Source organism: Pseudomonas sp. EZ-C24 (genome assembly GCF_014525325.1).
In the GTDB taxonomy this organism is placed as follows: Bacteria; Pseudomonadota; Gammaproteobacteria; order Pseudomonadales; family Pseudomonadaceae; genus Aquipseudomonas; species Aquipseudomonas shirazensis.
This window is the reverse complement of record NZ_JACDIU010000014.1, coordinates 760,247-774,532: the sequence shown is the minus strand read 5'-3', so window position 1 is coordinate 774,532 and position 14,286 is coordinate 760,247. Positions and strand designations below refer to the sequence as shown.

Genomic DNA, 14,286 nt, shown 5'->3' with positions numbered 1-14,286 from the left:
GATGACGGTGCTGGCTCAGCCGTGCTCCGCCAGACTGTAGCGCAACCCTGGCCTGCAACTGTGCGGGTCACGAGCGACGAAAAACCCTTATGCTGTTACGAAATATGTCTATAACAGTTTGGATAAGGACCTGATGATGCCGCTCAAGGACCTGTTGATCGCTCTGGTGGTGATCATCATCTGGGGAGTCAATTTCGTGGTGATCAAGGTAGGCCTCGATGGCTTGCCGCCGATGCTGTTGGGCGCCTTGCGCTTCTTGCTGGTGGCGTTCCCGGCCGTACTGCTGGTGAAGCGACCGAACCTGCCGTGGCGCTGGTTGATCGCCTATGGCGCGACGATCTCCCTGGGCCAGTTCGCCTTCTTGTTCCAGGCCATGCACAGCGGCATGCCGCCTGGGCTGGCGTCGCTGATCCTGCAATCGCAGGCGTTCTTCACCCTGGGCTTTGCCGCGCTGTTTCTCGGCGAGCGCTTGCGCCCGGCCAGTGTCCTTGGCTTGCTGGTAGCGGCAGGCGGGCTTGTATTGATCGGCAGTGAGCACAGCAGCCATGTGCCGCTGATTGCGCTGTTGCTGACGCTATGTGGCGGTGCGATGTGGGGCATGGGCAATATCATCACGCGGCGCTTTGGCTCGGTGAATCTGGTGGCGCTGGTGGTGTGGGGCGGGCTGATTCCGCCGCTGCCGTTTCTGGCCTTGTCGTGGATGCTTGAGGGTCCCGAGCGAATCAGTCAGGCGTTGACCCATATCAGCTGGAGTTCAGTGGGCGCGCTGCTGTTTCTGGCGTATGCGGCAACCATGCTTGGCTACACCCTGTGGAGCACGCTGCTGTCGCGCCATCCAGCCGGCAAGGTTGCGCCGTTTTCATTGTTAGTGCCGGTAATTGGCCTGAGCTCATCGGCGTGGTTGCTGGGTGAGCGGCTCAGCGCTATTCAGGGCTGGGGCGCGCTGCTGGTAATGGTCGGCTTGTTGATCAATGTGTTTGGCAGTCGGCTGAGCCAGCGCCTGCGCGCGGCGCTTTGCTAAGATCGCTTCTTTTGCCCCGGCCATGCAGGCCGGGCAGCAGCAGGAGTATGTGCATGATCATCTCTACCACCAGCCAACTCGATGGCCGTCCGATTGGTGAATACCTGGGCTTGGTCAGCGCCGAATCGGTGCAGGGGATCAACTTCGTCCGCGATTTCTTTGCCCGCTTTCGGGATTTCTTCGGGGGGCGTTCGCAGACCCTTGAAAGTGCATTGAAGCAAGCCCGCGAGCAGGCTACCGCTGAGTTGATCGCCCGCGCGCGGCAGATGAATGCCGATGCAGTGGTCGGCGTGGACTTCGAAATCAGCATGCCCTCGGTGCAGGGTGGCATGGTGGTGGTGTTCGCCACGGGCACTGCAGTCAGGCTCAGATAAGGCCAAGTGCCACTGGTCAGTTATGGGCTTTTCGCCCGAGCAGTCCGAGAATGACCGGCTAGTCTCAGTTCAACAGCCGGGCTTTATCGGGCAAGCGAGGGGCTTGCCGGCGCGGTTAACTGTGCAGGGAGTTGGGCGATGAGCGAAGCTTTTGTCGAAGACCTTAATGACGTGTTTCCGATCAACAATCAGGTGCGCTGCGGGCAAGCGGCGTTTCGCCTGGGTTTTGCCCATATGACCCTGGATGACTCCGAGCAGATGCAGCCGGTGGCGTTGCAGCGCTGCAAGAAAGGGCGTTTCACCCCGCGGATTCCGGCGCGCAAGTAAAACAGTGTCATTGGCACCGTGCAGCGGTCCCAAGCCAGGAAGGCCTACAGGATTTACGCCCAACGGCACGCTTATGATGAGCTTTGTTGATTCTGCGCAAGTTAACAGTGAGTTGCACTCGCAGATGTAACAATGCTGTGGTCTGCTTGCGCTGCACTTTCACAAAAGGAGGATTGACTGCAATGCGCATCAGGGAAGAAGCCTACCGGCATTGGGCCCAGTCACCGCTGCCCAGCCGCAGCCATGAAGAACAACTCAGCGACGGTATTACCATTGACGTGCAGGTCCGCCTGTCACGGCTTGGCGCCACGCAGATGTTCATCGGCATGTACAGCGACAACGGCACAGCATTGCTGGAAGAGTACTATCCGACACGGCCCGGCGAGACGACTACGCGGGCGCTGGTGTGGGGTGTCAATCGGGCGCGGGCCATGAGCCTTGACGCTGCGCCGCAGCCGCAGCGGCTACGCGCATGAAAAAGCCCGGCCTTTGCAGGCCGGGCTCAACACCATAGTGAGGCCGCTCAGTTCAGTGGCTCGATCACCTTGGCTGCTTGCCGCTCACGGGCGGCAGGCCATTCCTGTTGCAGCGTTTCCAGCACGCGGCCAACGAACTCGGTGTCGGCTGCAGCCTTCTTGCCAACAAAGCCCTGGCCGCGGCGGTAGACCCTGAAGCTGGCGCAGGTGCTGGGCAGGTGCGCTGCAAACTCGTCTTCAAGGCTGTTCGGCGGCAGACGATCAAGGCGAACCTCGCCAGTCTGGCTGATCCACAGCAGGTGATCATCAAGGCTGTCCTTGCGTGCAGCGAACAGCTCGGCCAATTGGTCAACAGTCGGTTTGTCGTTCAAATTCATGTTCATCATAAAGCCCCTATTACCCGTCGTTTAGTGATTTCACACTTGGCGCTCTACAGATGTAGCGCGCTACCAAGGCTGCTACCGCAGCATTGCAACAGGGGCTTTTCACATGCTGCCTTTTGGACAGTTCCCTCTCCACGAACGACTTGCGTTACCGCGCAAGCCGTCTGGAATACCCTTGCCACCGCTCCCGATCAGGGAGACGGCTTAATCATGCCCAACGCCGATCAACGGCGTCAACAGTTTTGTAGTGAATATCTTTCCTCACTACATAATGTCCGACAATCCATCAGTCACTGCCCGGAAAGGATCTGGTAGGCCGCTTCGACACGGGCTTCATTGGGGTAATTGCGGTTGGCCAGCAGGGCGATACCCAGGCCTTTGCTGGGGATAAATGCAACGTAGGCACCGAAGCCACTGGTTGACCCTGTCTTGTTGTACCAAGCGCTAGCGTCGGCGGGGCTGGCCGGGCTCAAGCGGGTTACAGCCTGCGGCTCGCGGACCATACCGGCACCGTTGCCCGCGAGTAGTGTGGGCAGAGTCACGGGATGAGGGTAGCGCTCCCAACCAAGGCCCTGAGTCATGCGGCCCACCTGAAAGTAACCTTGGTGGGTGAGGGCGATGGCTTGCTTGAGTGGTGCAGTCAATTGCTCGGGCTGTACCTGCACGCGCACATAGCGCAGCGCGTCGACGATCGTCGTCTTGATGCCGTAGGCCTCATCAGCGAAGGCGCCGGGCGTGACCCGTACTGGCCGCTGCTGCGCGTCATAACCCTGGGCGTACTGGCTTTGTGCGCTGGCAGGCACCTGCAGGTAGGTGTGGTTGAGGCCAAGCTTTGGCAGCAGCGACTCTTCCATCAACTTCGCGAAGGGCAGCTTCTGCGCGCGCGCTGCCAGGTCGCCAAACAAGCCGAGGCTGGGGTTGGAATAGCAGCGCTGCGTGCCTGGCGCAGCCTTGCGTTGCCATTGCTGGAGGAACACCAACGCCTGGGCGTCGCTCTCGACGTCATCCGGGAACTGTAATGGCAGGCAGTCGGCGCTATACGCGCCCAGCTCCAGCAGGGTGGCCTGGCCCAAGGCCGTGTTGCTCAGCGCAGGTTGATAGCGGCTGGCTGGCGCGGTCAGATCGACTTTACCCTCGGCACTGGCCAGCGCCACCAGTGTCGCTGTGTAAGTCTTGCTCAACGACCCGACTTCAAACAGGGTCTCGCGGCTTACCGGCTGGTGGTCGACCTTGTTAGCTTCGCCATAGGTAAAGATATGTTCTCGGCCATCGGCGAACACAGCAACTGCCATGCCTGGGATCGCGTATTTTTCCATCAACGGCTTGACCACGGCATCGACCCGAGATTGCAGATCATCAGCAAGGCTGTGCGTACTGGCCAGCGAGCAGGTGAGGCCAAGCAGGGTGAGAAGTGTGCGGGAAGTGAGCATGGGATTCCTGTCTTCAGCGTATGCGGTGTCCGTTGCGCGACATTGGCGGGCGTTCCAGCGTTAGCGCAGATAAGCCGCAGACCTTATCGTCGTGCGCTGCACGATGACAACAAGGAATGAGTAATGAAGTACCTCCGCATGCTGTTCGACAACTTCACCCTGGCCCTGCTCGGCGTGGTGCTGATCGCTACGCTGCTGCCGTGCTCGGGCCAGGGTGCAGTGGTGTTCGGCTGGTTGACCAACCTGGCTATCGGCCTGCTGTTCTTCCTGCATGGGGCCAAGCTGTCGCGCGAGGCAATCATCAAGGGTGCTGGCCACTGGCGTCTGCACCTGCTGGTGTTCTCCTGCACCTTCGTCCTGTTTCCGCTGCTGGGGCTGGCGTTCAAGCCGCTGTTCGTGCCGTTGGTAGGCAACGAGCTGTACCTGGGCGTGCTCTATTTGTGTGCCTTGCCGGCCACGGTGCAATCGGCAATCGCCTTTACCTCGCTAGCGCGCGGCAACGTCCCGGCAGCGATCTGCAGCGCAGCGGCTTCGAGCCTGTTGGGGATCTTCCTCACCCCGCTGCTGGTGATGCTGCTGCTGGGTGCCGACGGCAATACCGGCTCGGGCCTGGACGCGGTGCTGAAAATCACCCTGCAGTTGTTGGTGCCATTCGTGGCCGGCCAGATCGCCCGGCGCTGGATCGGCGACTGGGTCAAGCGCAACGCGCGCTGGCTGAAGATCGTCGATCAGGGCTCGATTCTGCTGGTGGTCTACACCGCGTTCAGTGAAGCGGTTGTCACCGGGCTCTGGCACACCGTGTCGCCGCAACATCTGGCCGGCCTGTTCGCCGTGTGCGGGATACTGCTGGCGGTAGTGCTGTTGGGCGTGCGGGTGCTCGGCCGAGCGCTCGGCTTCAGTGTCGATGACCGTATCACCATTTTGTTTGCTGGCTCGAAGAAAAGCCTGGCTACCGGTGTGCCCATGGCGCAGGTGCTGTTCGTCGGTAGCGGGATCGGCGCGATGATCCTGCCGTTGATGCTGTTCCATCAAATTCAATTGATGGTCTGTGCAGTGCTGGCCCAGCGTTATGCCAGCCGCAAGGAAGAGGTCGAGGGCGAAGCAGCTTCGTCCTCAACGTAACTGGCCGGGGCGCAGCCCCGGCACGGGTTACTGGTTAATCCAGGTCTTGCGCAGAGTGACGCTGTGCAACCTGCGTGGCCTCATCGCCCCAGGTGCGGTTGACCCGCGTGCCGCGTTGTACTGCCGGGCGCTGGGCAATTGCTTCGGCCCAGCGTTGCACGTTGGGGTATTCCTCGACGGCGAGGAACTGCGCCGCGTCATACAGGTTGCCGCGCACCAACTGGCCGTACCAGGGCCATACGGCGATGTCGGCGATACTGTACTCGTCACCGCCCAGATAAGGGCTTTCGGCCAGGCGCCGCTCAAGGACATCCAGCTGGCGCTTGGCTTCCATGGTGAAGCGGTTGATGGCGTACTCGATCTTCTCCGGCGCATACACATAGAAGTGGCCGAAGCCGCCGCCCAAGTAGGGTGCTGCGCCCATCTGCCAGAACAGCCAGTTGAGTGTCTCGGTTCGTGCGGCTGGGGCGCTCGGCAGCAGCGCACCGAACTTCTCTGCCAGATACAGCAGGATCGAGCCCGATTCAAACACCCGCACCGGTGGCTGTTGGCTGCAGTCAAGCAGTGCCGGGATCTTCGAGTTGGGGTTGACCGCCACAAAACCGCTGGAAAATTGCTCGCCCTCGCCAATACGGATCAGCCAGGCGTCGTACTCGGCGCCGCTATGGCCGAGTGCCAATAATTCTTCAAGGAGAATGGTCACCTTGACGCCGTTGGGCGTCGCCAGCGAGTACAACTGCAGCGGCTGTTTGCCCTGTGGCAAGGCCTGCTCGTGGGTGGCGCCTGCCACCGGACGGTTGGTGCTGGAGAACTTGCCGGCCTTGGCGGGCTCGTTGCGCCAGACCTTGGGCGGTACGTACTGTGAGTCGCTCACAAAGAACTCTCCTAGAATGCGCGGTTTCTGTTAAAAAGCTCACCTATAGATCTATGCCACGGCGGTGTCGTTCAGGGCAAGTGCCTTGTCGGCATGGCGTGCTGGCCCATGAATGGCAAACATGGCCTAGAGTTAGCTGCAGCGCAGCGGGCATGCGAGCGATTTATTGCAGTTTTTCTCAACTATTCATATCCGCGGATGTCATTCAATGCGAAGTGAATGATCGATGGCATCTCAGCAAGTTTTCGGAGTTAACCGCATATGGCAGCACTGCAAGGCAGCACCCTGGAAGCGATCGTCGGCAATCAGCCAAAGTTGCTCAATGATTGGCAGACAGCGCTTGAAGCCAGCGGCGCTTCGCGTAACGTCAAAGAGCACGACCTGCGTCAGCAAACCCGTGAGTTTCTGCAACTGATCGTAGATGGCTTGCGCCATGAGGGCAGTGACAACCCAGCGGCTGCGGGCTGGGAAGAAACCCGCCGCTTCCTCGACAAACTCTCCGCCAGCCGTGCCCAGCTCGGCCAGGAGTCGCATCAGACTGCCTCGTTCATCTTTTCGCTGAAAGGCCCGCTGTTTGCGCTGCTGCAAACCCAGTACCGCGATCAGCCAGCCGAGCTCGCCGAACAGCTGTGGCAAATTTCCGAGCTGTTCGATGCGTTTGGCCTGCACACCATCCGCACCTATCAAAAGACCCGTGAAGGAGTGATCAAGCGCCAGCAGGAAGAGCTGCTCGAGCTGTCCACTCCAGTAGTCAAACTATGGGAAGGCGTGCTCGCGCTGCCATTGATCGGCACACTCGACTCGCACCGCAGCCAGACCGTCATGGAGTCGCTGCTGCAGCGCATTGTCGATACCGGTTCGGAAATCGCCATCATCGACATCACCGGCGTGCCGACCGTGGACACCCTGGTTGCTCAGCACCTGCTCAAGACCGTCACCGCAATCCGCCTGATGGGCGCTGATTGCATCATCAGTGGCGTGCGCCCGCAGATCGCCCAGACCATCGTGCACCTGGGCCTGGACCTGGGCACCCTGACCACCAAGTCAAACCTGGCCGATGCACTGAAACTCGCGCTCAAGCGCCTGGGCACCGACATCGGCGAGCGGGCGTAAACGATGGAGCGTATCCCGATCCTGCAGATGGGCCAGTTTTTACTGGTGACCATCCAGGTAGACATGCATGACGAACTGGCGCTGCGCCTGCAGGATGACCTGACCAGCCGCATCGACCAGACCAACGCCCGCGGCGTGCTGATCGACATCTCGGCGCTGGACATGGTCGATTCGTTCATCGGCCGCATGATCGCCACCATTTCCGGCCTGTCGCGCATTCTTGATGCCGAGACGGTGCTGGTGGGCATGCAGCCTGCGGTGGCCATCACCCTGGTTGAACTGGGGCTGACTTTGCCCGGTGTCAGTACGGCACTGAACGTTGATCGCGGCATGCACCTGCTGCGCCAGCGGGTAGGCCAGTCATGAACGTCCGCGATAGCGGCAGTCATCCGGTACGCATCGAGCAGGATGTGGTGCTTGCGCGTCAACTGGCGCGCAAGCTGGCCAGCGAATGCGGCATGCGCCTGGTCGACCTGACCAAGATGGTCACCGCCGTCAGCGAGCTGGCGCGTAACACCGTGGTGTATGGCGGTGGCGGCGACATGGACTGGGAGATCATCGACGGCCTTGGCCGGGTGGGTCTGCGTCTGGTGTTTCGTGACGAAGGTCCGGGTATCCCCGATACCAAGCTGGCCCTGACCGATGGCTGGACCTCTGGCAACGGCATGGGCCTGGGCCTGACGGGGGCGCGCCGATTGGTCGACGAGTTCGAGTTGGATACTGCCCCAGGGCAAGGCACTCGGGTGACCATAACTCGATGGACATGACTTTTGCCGCCAGCCTGACCCAGGTGTTGACGCTCGATGACAGCAGCCAGGTGGGTCATGCCCGGCGTACCGTGCAAAAGCTTGCCGAAGACCACGGTTTTGATCAGGCCGACGCAGGCCGTGCGGCGCTGGTTGCCACTGAGCTTGCCAGCAATGTGCTCAAGCATGCCGAACGCGGCGAACTGCACCTGCGGGTTTTGCCGCATGGCGCGGCACATGCACTCGAGATCTTGGCCATCGACCGAGGCCCTGGCTTTGACGTGCATGCCTGCCTGACGGACAGGTATTCCACAGCCGGTACCCAAGGCATCGGCCTTGGCGCGGTCAGCCGCCAGGCGCAGGTGTTCGACGTGTATGCGGACGAGCGCGGCGCGGCAGTGCTGGCGCGTTTGCATCGTCGCGATGTCAAAGGCGCCGACGTACGCATCGGCGTCAGTCAGCATTCATTGCATAACGATCCAGCCTGTGGCGACACCTGGTATGTCGCCCGCGATCAGCAGCGCCTGAGTGCCCTGGTGGTCGATGGCCTCGGTCATGGCAGCGAGGCTGCCTCTGCCGCCATGGCGGGCGCTACGGAATTTGCTCGAACCCCATTCAGCGAGCCCGAACAGTTACTCGCCGAAATGCACAACGCCATGGGCGGCACCCGCGGCGGCGCGGCGGCGATTGCCCAGTATGACGCTGCAGCGGACAACCTGGCCTTTATCGGTATCGGCAACATCGGTGCGACGCTGGTAGGCGGCGAACGTCCGCGCGGGCTGACCTCGTATCCCGGCATCGTCGGCGGTCAATACCGCAAGGGTCAGGTGTTTAACTACGCTCAGGTACAGGGAAATCTGTTGATCATGTACAGCGACGGGCTGCAATCGCGTTGGAACCTGCAAGCCTATCCGGGCCTGGCCCCGCGCCACCCGGCGATCATCGCTGGGGTTCTGCACCGGGATTTTTGCCGCGGTCGTGATGATGTCACCGTATTGGTCATTGACCTGGAGGCTGCTTATGCCTGAACAGATTCCCGGTTCGGCCGAGCAGGCCGCCCTCATCAGCCGCTTGCAAGCCGACAACGAAGCGTTGCGCGATGAGCTTGAAGAGACCAATCAGGGCGTGCTCGCACTGTATGCCGAGCTGGACGTGCAGGCTGAGCAATTGCGCCAGGCATCCGACCTCAAGAGCCGCTTCCTGGCCTACATGAGCCACGAATTCCGCACGCCGCTGGGCTCGATCCTGAGCATCACCAGCCTGCTCGCTGACGAAATCGACGGGCCGCTGAGCAAGGAACAGCAGTTGCAGGTGGGATTTATCAGCTCGGCAACCCGCGAGCTCAGCGACATGGTCGACGACTTGCTCGACCTGGCCAAGATCGAGGCCGGGCGGATCAATATCTCGCCAGCCTGGTTCGATATGCTCGACCTGTTCGCCGCCTTGCGCGGGATGTTCCGGCCGATCGTCGACATGGGCGCGGTCGACCTGATCTTCGAGGAGCCGCAAGGCTTGCCGCAGCTGTATACCGATGACAAGAAGCTGGCGCAGATCCTGCGCAACTTCATTGCCAACGCCCTGAAATTCACCTTGCGTGGCGAGATCCGCGTGTCGGCCCGTCTGCACGGTAATGACCGCGTCCGCTTTGCCGTCAGTGATTCGGGTATCGGTATTGCCCCGGAACTGCTCGGCGCCCTGTTCGAAGATTTCGCCCAGGTCGACTCGCCTTTGCAGAAACGCCTGCGCGGGACTGGCTTGGGCCTGTCCTTGTGTAAACGCTTCGCTGCGCTGTTGGGCGGAGAAGTGGGCGTAGAAAGTGAACCCGGGGTCGGCTCGACGTTCTTTGTAATCATCCCGCTTGCCATCGCCCAGGAGAGCGCCGATGAGCTCTGAGATCCGCCTGCTGATCGTCGACGACAACGCCACCACGCGCTACGCGCTGCGTCGGCGGCTGGCCCTGCACGGCTATCAGGTACTCGAGGCAGGCACTGGCGGCGACGGCCTGGAGATGATCCGCAATGAACAGATCGATGCGCTGATCCTGGATGTGAACCTGCCGGACATGAGCGGTTTCGATGTCGTACGCCTGTTGCGCGCCGATCCCGAGACAGCGCTGCTGCCGGTGATCCATGTCTCGGCTGCGTCGATCCTGACCGGCGACATCATTACCGGTCTTGAGGCCGGAGCCGATGCCTACCTGGTGCACCCGGTCGACCCGGATGTGCTGCAGGCGACTCTGCGCACCTTGCTGCGGGTGCGTGACACCGAGCGTGCACTGCGTGACAGCGAGGCGCGTTTTCGCGAGATCTTCAGCAACGTGTCGGCGCCGATCGCGGTGCTGGATGCCCAGTTCAAAGTGCATGAGTGCAACCATGCATTCGCTCAGCTGATTCAGGATAATCAGCAGCCTGAAGTGCTGCTGGAATGCTTCACCCCGGGCCAGGAGCTGGCCCTGGCTGCCTTGCGTCAGCACCTGGCAGACGGCGAGCGCTGGCGCGGTACCTTGGGCATGACGGTGAAAGGCCAGTTGCGCGACACCGACTGGCAGTTGTCGCCGTACCGCACGCCGGGCCTGTGCCTGGTATTTGTCGAAGACGTTACCGAGCATCGCCATCGCGAGCGCTCGCACCTGGCCAAGCTCGACGATGCCAACATTCAGCTGGCCCGCGAGATGGCCCAGCGCGCGCGCACCGAGGCGCAGCTGCTGCAGTTGCAGAAAATGGACGCCTTGGGCAGCCTGACTGGCGGTATCGCCCACGACTTCAACAACCTGCTCACCGGGATCATCACCAGCCTGGAGTTGATCCGTAAACGCGTCGGCGAGAACCGCCTCGAGAAAGTCCCCCATTATGCCGATGCCGCACTGAGCTCGGCGATGAGCGCGGCCTCGCTGACTCATCGTCTGCTGGCCTTCGCTCGGCAGCAGCCGCTGGATACCCACCCGGTCGACGTCAACGAGCGCATACGTTCGCTGCAAGAGCTGCTGACCCGCACCATCGGTGAACGCATCGATCTGCAGTTGCAACTGAGCGAGTGCCCGGCGACCGCGCTGGTCGACCCGGTGCAACTGGAAAGCGCCGTGCTCAACCTGGTGATCAACGCCCGCGATGCGTTGATCAAAGGCGGGCATATCTGGGTCACTACTTCAGCAGTCGTGGCCCGCGCCGACCCCAATCTTCAGGATGGCGCTTACATCGCCGTGACGGTGCGCGATGACGGCAGTGGTATCGCCCCGGACCTGCTGGAGAAGGTCTTCGACCCATTCTTCACCACCAAACCTTTGGGGCAGGGCACCGGCCTTGGTCTGTCGACCATCTACGGCTTCGCTCGTCAGTCTGGTGGGCATGTCGCGTTGCGCAGCGTGCAGGGACAGGGCACAGAAGTGACCTTGCTGCTGCCTGCGAGCAATCGCGAGGCGGTCAGTGAAGCACTGGTTGCGCACGTTGATCAAAGAGGCGCAGGTGAGCATGTGCTGATCGTCGAGGACATGGCTTCGGTGCGCCTGTCGGTAGCTGAGGTGATGGCTGACGCCGGCTACCGCTATACCTTGGCGGAAACCATCGAGCAGGCGCTGGACCATCTGCGCAACGACAGCAGTATCGAACTGCTGCTCACCGATGTCGGTCTGCCAGGCATCAGCGGTCGCGAGCTGGCTGATATGGCCCGGGTTTATCGGCCAGGCTTACCAGTGCTGTTCATGACCGGCTACGCCGAAACCGCGCTGGATCGGCAGGCGTTTCTCGGCTCGGGCATGGATATGCTGATCAAGCCGTTCCAGATTGGCGAGCTGCTGGCCAAGGTCTGTCGTTCACTCGGGCGGGTCAGCCCAGACTGACCCTGGCTGCAGCCTGGCGAGCCGGGCTGCAGGTCAGATGGACAAACCCACCACACGGCTATGCACGCTTTCCTCCTGATTGCGGCGCTTGTTCACCACCAGTTCGCCAATCGCGATCAAGCGGGTGCGCGTGACATTGCGCGACAGCCCCAGCAACTGCGCGGTATGCACCTGGTTGTAGTGACAGAAGTGATACGCCGAACGCAGCAGGGCGTTCTCGACTTTCTCGAACAACTCACCGGAGTGCTCCTCAAACAGCCGGCTGAACGCCTGCTCCAGCAGCTCTTCTGCCGAACCACCATGGCTGGCGGCGGCATCCTCCTGGCGCTCCAGGCGCAGGTTGGACATGCGCAGATCCTGCGCCTGGATTTCACCGTTGCCGCAGGTCAGCAGGCTGTGATGGATGACGTTTTCCAGCTCGCGAATATTGCCCGGCCAGCTGTATTCGACCAGCTTGGCCTGCGCGCGTGGGCTGAGCTCGACCGGGCCATAACCCAAGCGCTCGCTGTAGCGGCGGATGAAATGGCGCACCAGCGGCATGATATCGCCGGGGCGATCACGTAGCGGGTGCAGCGACAGCGTCACTACGCTCAGGCGGTAGTACAGGTCTTCGCGAAAATGCCCGGCATTGATGGCTTTTTCCAGCTGCACGTTGGTCGCTGCCAGCACCCGCACATTGATCGGGATGCTCTTGCGCGAGCCTAGCCTGACCACCTCGCGCTCCTGCAACACGCGCAGCAGCTTGACCTGAATCGGCAAGGGCAGGTCGCCTATCTCGTCGAGAAACAGCGTGCCGCCGTTGGCTTCCTCGAACCAGCCGGCCTTGGCGGCGAGCGCGCCGGTAAAGGCGCCTTTCTCGTGGCCGAACAACTCGGCCTCGACCAGCGACTCGGAAAACGCCCCGCAGTTGACCGCGATGAACGGCCCGTTGCGGCGCCCGCTGAGGTCGTGGATATGGCGCGCCACCAGCTCCTTGCCCGTGCCGGTCTCGCCGATGATCAGCACGCTGGCCTCACTTGGCGCAACCTGTTGCAAGTGGGCCAGCAGCGCCTGCGAACGGGGGTCTTCGAAGACCTGCGCGGTCGCCCGGATCGAGGTGGCCAGTGACGGTGACGGGGGGAGGGTGAGCAATTGCATGGGCGTGCCTTTAGGAATAGAAGGACGGGACAGGGCGCTTGCCGTTGAGGGCCCACTCGCCGAGCTCGTGGATGCGGTAGTCCACGGGGTCGTGCAGGGTTTGCGTGCGCAGGTTGCGCCAATGCCGGTCGAAGCGCAGTGAGGCATGGGTGGCGCGGGCACCGGTGACTTCGAACAGGCGGTTGCAGATATCCAGGCCGTGGCGGGTTGCCGCGACCTTGGCCGTGCCGATGGCCAGGGCGAGGTCGCCGCGTTGCTCTGCAGTCAACGCATGCTCCTGCTGCCAGGCAGCATCGAGCTGGTCGGCGGCGCGTTCGATCAGCAAACGCACGCTTTCCAGGCCCACCCAGAACTCGCCGTAATGGCGCAGCACATAAGGGTCTTCGCTGACCTGTGCCGCGCTGGAGCGAAACCAGGGGCGGCTTTCCTTGAGGCTGTACTGGCGGGCTTCGGCAAAGGCGCCTTCGGCGATGCCGAGGAACAGGTTGGCGAAGTGCAACTGAGCGATCAGCGGGCGCAAGGCGGCGAATGGCGTGCTCAGCGGGCCTGGATCGAGCAGCAGTTCGTCCTGCTCGACCCGCACCCGTTCGAAGGTGGCGCTGCCGCTGTCGGTCTGGCGTTGGCCAATGTTGTTCCAGTCGTTGTGCAGGCTGATGCCGGTGCGGGCGCTGGGGATGGCCGCGATCAATAGCTTGCCGCCGGCACGTTCGTCCACGGCCGAGGCGATCAGCATCTCGGAATCGCTGGCGCCGGAGCAGAAGCTCTTTTGCCCGGAGAACTCGCACCAGCCGTCGAAGTGCTTGACCACGGTGCGGGTGTCCAGAGGGTTGAGAGCGTTGCCCCAGAACCAATGCTTGCGCGCCGTCTGCTCGAACCATGGTTGCCATTGCTCGGGCCGCGAGAACAGGCGCACGGTGGCCAGCATCAAGTGATGAAAACCGAAAACATGGGCAATCGAGCTATCGACCCGGGCGAATTCGCGCACCACTTCGAGCGTTTCGCGCCAGTTGGCGCCTTGGCCGCCATAGGCGGTGGGAATGGTCAGCGCGAGCAGGCCACTGCTGCGCAGGGCGTCACGCTCGCGCTTGGGCGTGCCGCCGCGTTCGTCGCGCTCGACTGCGGTTTGAGCAAACTGCTCAGCCAGCTCGCGGGCAATGCCAAGGGCCGAGGAGCGAGCGGGGTGGGCAATACCGCCGGCCAGGGCAGCGTTGTCGAGCGGGTTGCTCATGGGCGAGTCTCCAGGTCAATTGAGCGGGGGACTTTGCTTGAGCAATCGTCGAGGCTGTTGGGGCTTGCTGTTGATGGGGTGCTGCGCTGCAGACAGTTGGCCAGCTGTTGGCGGCTGTACAGTGCAGACAGTTATAGAAGAACTGGGTTTATTTAAAAAGGAATAAGAAAGAATACTCTTATTCCTTTACAGGTCTTCTGAGTGCGTGGCCGTCTGCGCA

16 protein-coding genes are annotated in these 14,286 nt (G+C 61.8%); 11 read left to right on the top strand and 5 right to left on the bottom strand.

Annotated elements, in window-relative coordinates:
- Positions 1-136: 136 nt before the first annotated feature.
- From IDM28_RS12640 to IDM28_RS12625, 4 genes are all read left to right on the top strand, one after another.
- On the top strand, positions 137-1,021 hold the full coding sequence (locus IDM28_RS12640) for an EamA family transporter (protein WP_101319933.1): 885 nt from the start codon (positions 137-139) through the stop codon (positions 1,019-1,021).
- Positions 1,022-1,074: 53 nt separating this feature from the next.
- The gene (locus IDM28_RS12635) at positions 1,075-1,395 is read left to right on the top strand and encodes a YbjQ family protein (protein WP_101319930.1); all 321 of its coding nucleotides are present in this window, start codon (positions 1,075-1,077) and stop codon (positions 1,393-1,395) included.
- Positions 1,396-1,533: 138 nt separating this feature from the next.
- Positions 1,534-1,722: a hypothetical protein gene (locus tag IDM28_RS12630; RefSeq protein WP_101319928.1), complete on the top strand. Its 189-nt coding sequence runs from the start codon at positions 1,534-1,536 to the stop codon at positions 1,720-1,722.
- A gap of 182 nt (positions 1,723-1,904) precedes the next feature.
- Positions 1,905-2,198 carry a hypothetical protein gene (locus IDM28_RS12625; protein ID WP_150569077.1) on the top strand — a complete coding sequence of 98 codons (294 nt, stop codon included), beginning with the start codon at positions 1,905-1,907 and terminating at the stop codon, positions 2,196-2,198.
- A 47-nt stretch (positions 2,199-2,245) separates the two neighbouring features.
- Here the strand turns inward: IDM28_RS12625 and IDM28_RS12620 are convergent, their stop codons facing one another.
- Together IDM28_RS12620 and ampC are read right to left on the bottom strand one after the other, a co-directional pair.
- Positions 2,246-2,575: a hypothetical protein gene (locus tag IDM28_RS12620; RefSeq protein ID WP_101319924.1), complete on the bottom strand. Its 330-nt coding sequence runs from the start codon at positions 2,573-2,575 to the stop codon at positions 2,246-2,248.
- Between the two features lie 296 nt (positions 2,576-2,871).
- Complete coding sequence (gene ampC / locus IDM28_RS12615) at positions 2,872-4,011, bottom strand: class C beta-lactamase (RefSeq protein ID WP_188036109.1); 1,140 nt, start codon at positions 4,009-4,011, stop codon at positions 2,872-2,874.
- A 123-nt stretch (positions 4,012-4,134) separates the two neighbouring features.
- Here ampC and IDM28_RS12610 point away from each other — a divergent pair, with 123 nt between their 5' ends.
- Positions 4,135-5,133 carry a bile acid:sodium symporter family protein gene (locus IDM28_RS12610; RefSeq protein ID WP_188036108.1) on the top strand — a complete coding sequence of 333 codons (999 nt, stop codon included), beginning with the start codon at positions 4,135-4,137 and terminating at the stop codon, positions 5,131-5,133.
- A gap of 34 nt (positions 5,134-5,167) precedes the next feature.
- On the opposite strand, the gene yghU is transcribed toward IDM28_RS12610, so the two are convergent.
- On the bottom strand, positions 5,168-6,007 hold the full coding sequence (yghU, locus tag IDM28_RS12605) for a glutathione-dependent disulfide-bond oxidoreductase (protein WP_101319918.1): 840 nt from the start codon (positions 6,005-6,007) through the stop codon (positions 5,168-5,170).
- A 261-nt stretch (positions 6,008-6,268) separates the two neighbouring features.
- Here yghU and IDM28_RS12600 point away from each other — a divergent pair, with 261 nt between their 5' ends.
- From IDM28_RS12600 to IDM28_RS12575, 6 genes are read left to right on the top strand one after another with little or no spacing between them, the layout of a single operon-like run.
- Complete coding sequence (locus IDM28_RS12600) at positions 6,269-7,120, top strand: STAS domain-containing protein (protein ID WP_188036107.1); 852 nt, start codon at positions 6,269-6,271, stop codon at positions 7,118-7,120.
- Between the two features lie 3 nt (positions 7,121-7,123).
- Positions 7,124-7,486: an STAS domain-containing protein gene (locus IDM28_RS12595; protein WP_101319914.1), complete on the top strand. Its 363-nt coding sequence runs from the start codon at positions 7,124-7,126 to the stop codon at positions 7,484-7,486.
- Entirely contained in the window at positions 7,483-7,887 is a 405-nt protein-coding gene (locus IDM28_RS12590; RefSeq protein WP_188036106.1) for an anti-sigma regulatory factor, read from the top strand. The genes IDM28_RS12595 and IDM28_RS12590 overlap by 4 nt, the downstream gene beginning before the upstream one ends.
- Positions 7,878-8,894 (top strand): ATP-binding protein, encoded by a 1,017-nt coding sequence (locus tag IDM28_RS12585; RefSeq protein WP_409035074.1) that lies wholly within the window; start codon positions 7,878-7,880, stop codon positions 8,892-8,894. Before IDM28_RS12590 ends, IDM28_RS12585 begins: the two co-directional genes overlap by 10 nt.
- Positions 8,887-9,759 carry a sensor histidine kinase gene (locus IDM28_RS12580; protein ID WP_101319910.1) on the top strand — a complete coding sequence of 291 codons (873 nt, stop codon included), beginning with the start codon at positions 8,887-8,889 and terminating at the stop codon, positions 9,757-9,759. Before IDM28_RS12585 ends, IDM28_RS12580 begins: the two co-directional genes overlap by 8 nt.
- Positions 9,749-11,701: a response regulator gene (locus IDM28_RS12575; protein ID WP_188036105.1), complete on the top strand. Its 1,953-nt coding sequence runs from the start codon at positions 9,749-9,751 to the stop codon at positions 11,699-11,701. The genes IDM28_RS12580 and IDM28_RS12575 overlap by 11 nt, the downstream gene beginning before the upstream one ends.
- 33 nt (positions 11,702-11,734) lie before the next feature.
- Here the strand turns inward: IDM28_RS12575 and IDM28_RS12570 are convergent, their stop codons facing one another.
- Both IDM28_RS12570 and IDM28_RS12565 read right to left on the bottom strand, forming a co-directional pair.
- Complete coding sequence (locus IDM28_RS12570; RefSeq protein WP_101319906.1) at positions 11,735-12,838, bottom strand: sigma-54 interaction domain-containing protein; 1,104 nt, start codon at positions 12,836-12,838, stop codon at positions 11,735-11,737.
- Positions 12,839-12,848: 10 nt separating this feature from the next.
- Entirely contained in the window at positions 12,849-14,066 is a 1,218-nt protein-coding gene (locus IDM28_RS12565; RefSeq protein WP_188036104.1) for an acyl-CoA dehydrogenase family protein, read from the bottom strand.
- Positions 14,067-14,286: the final 220 nt, after the last annotated feature.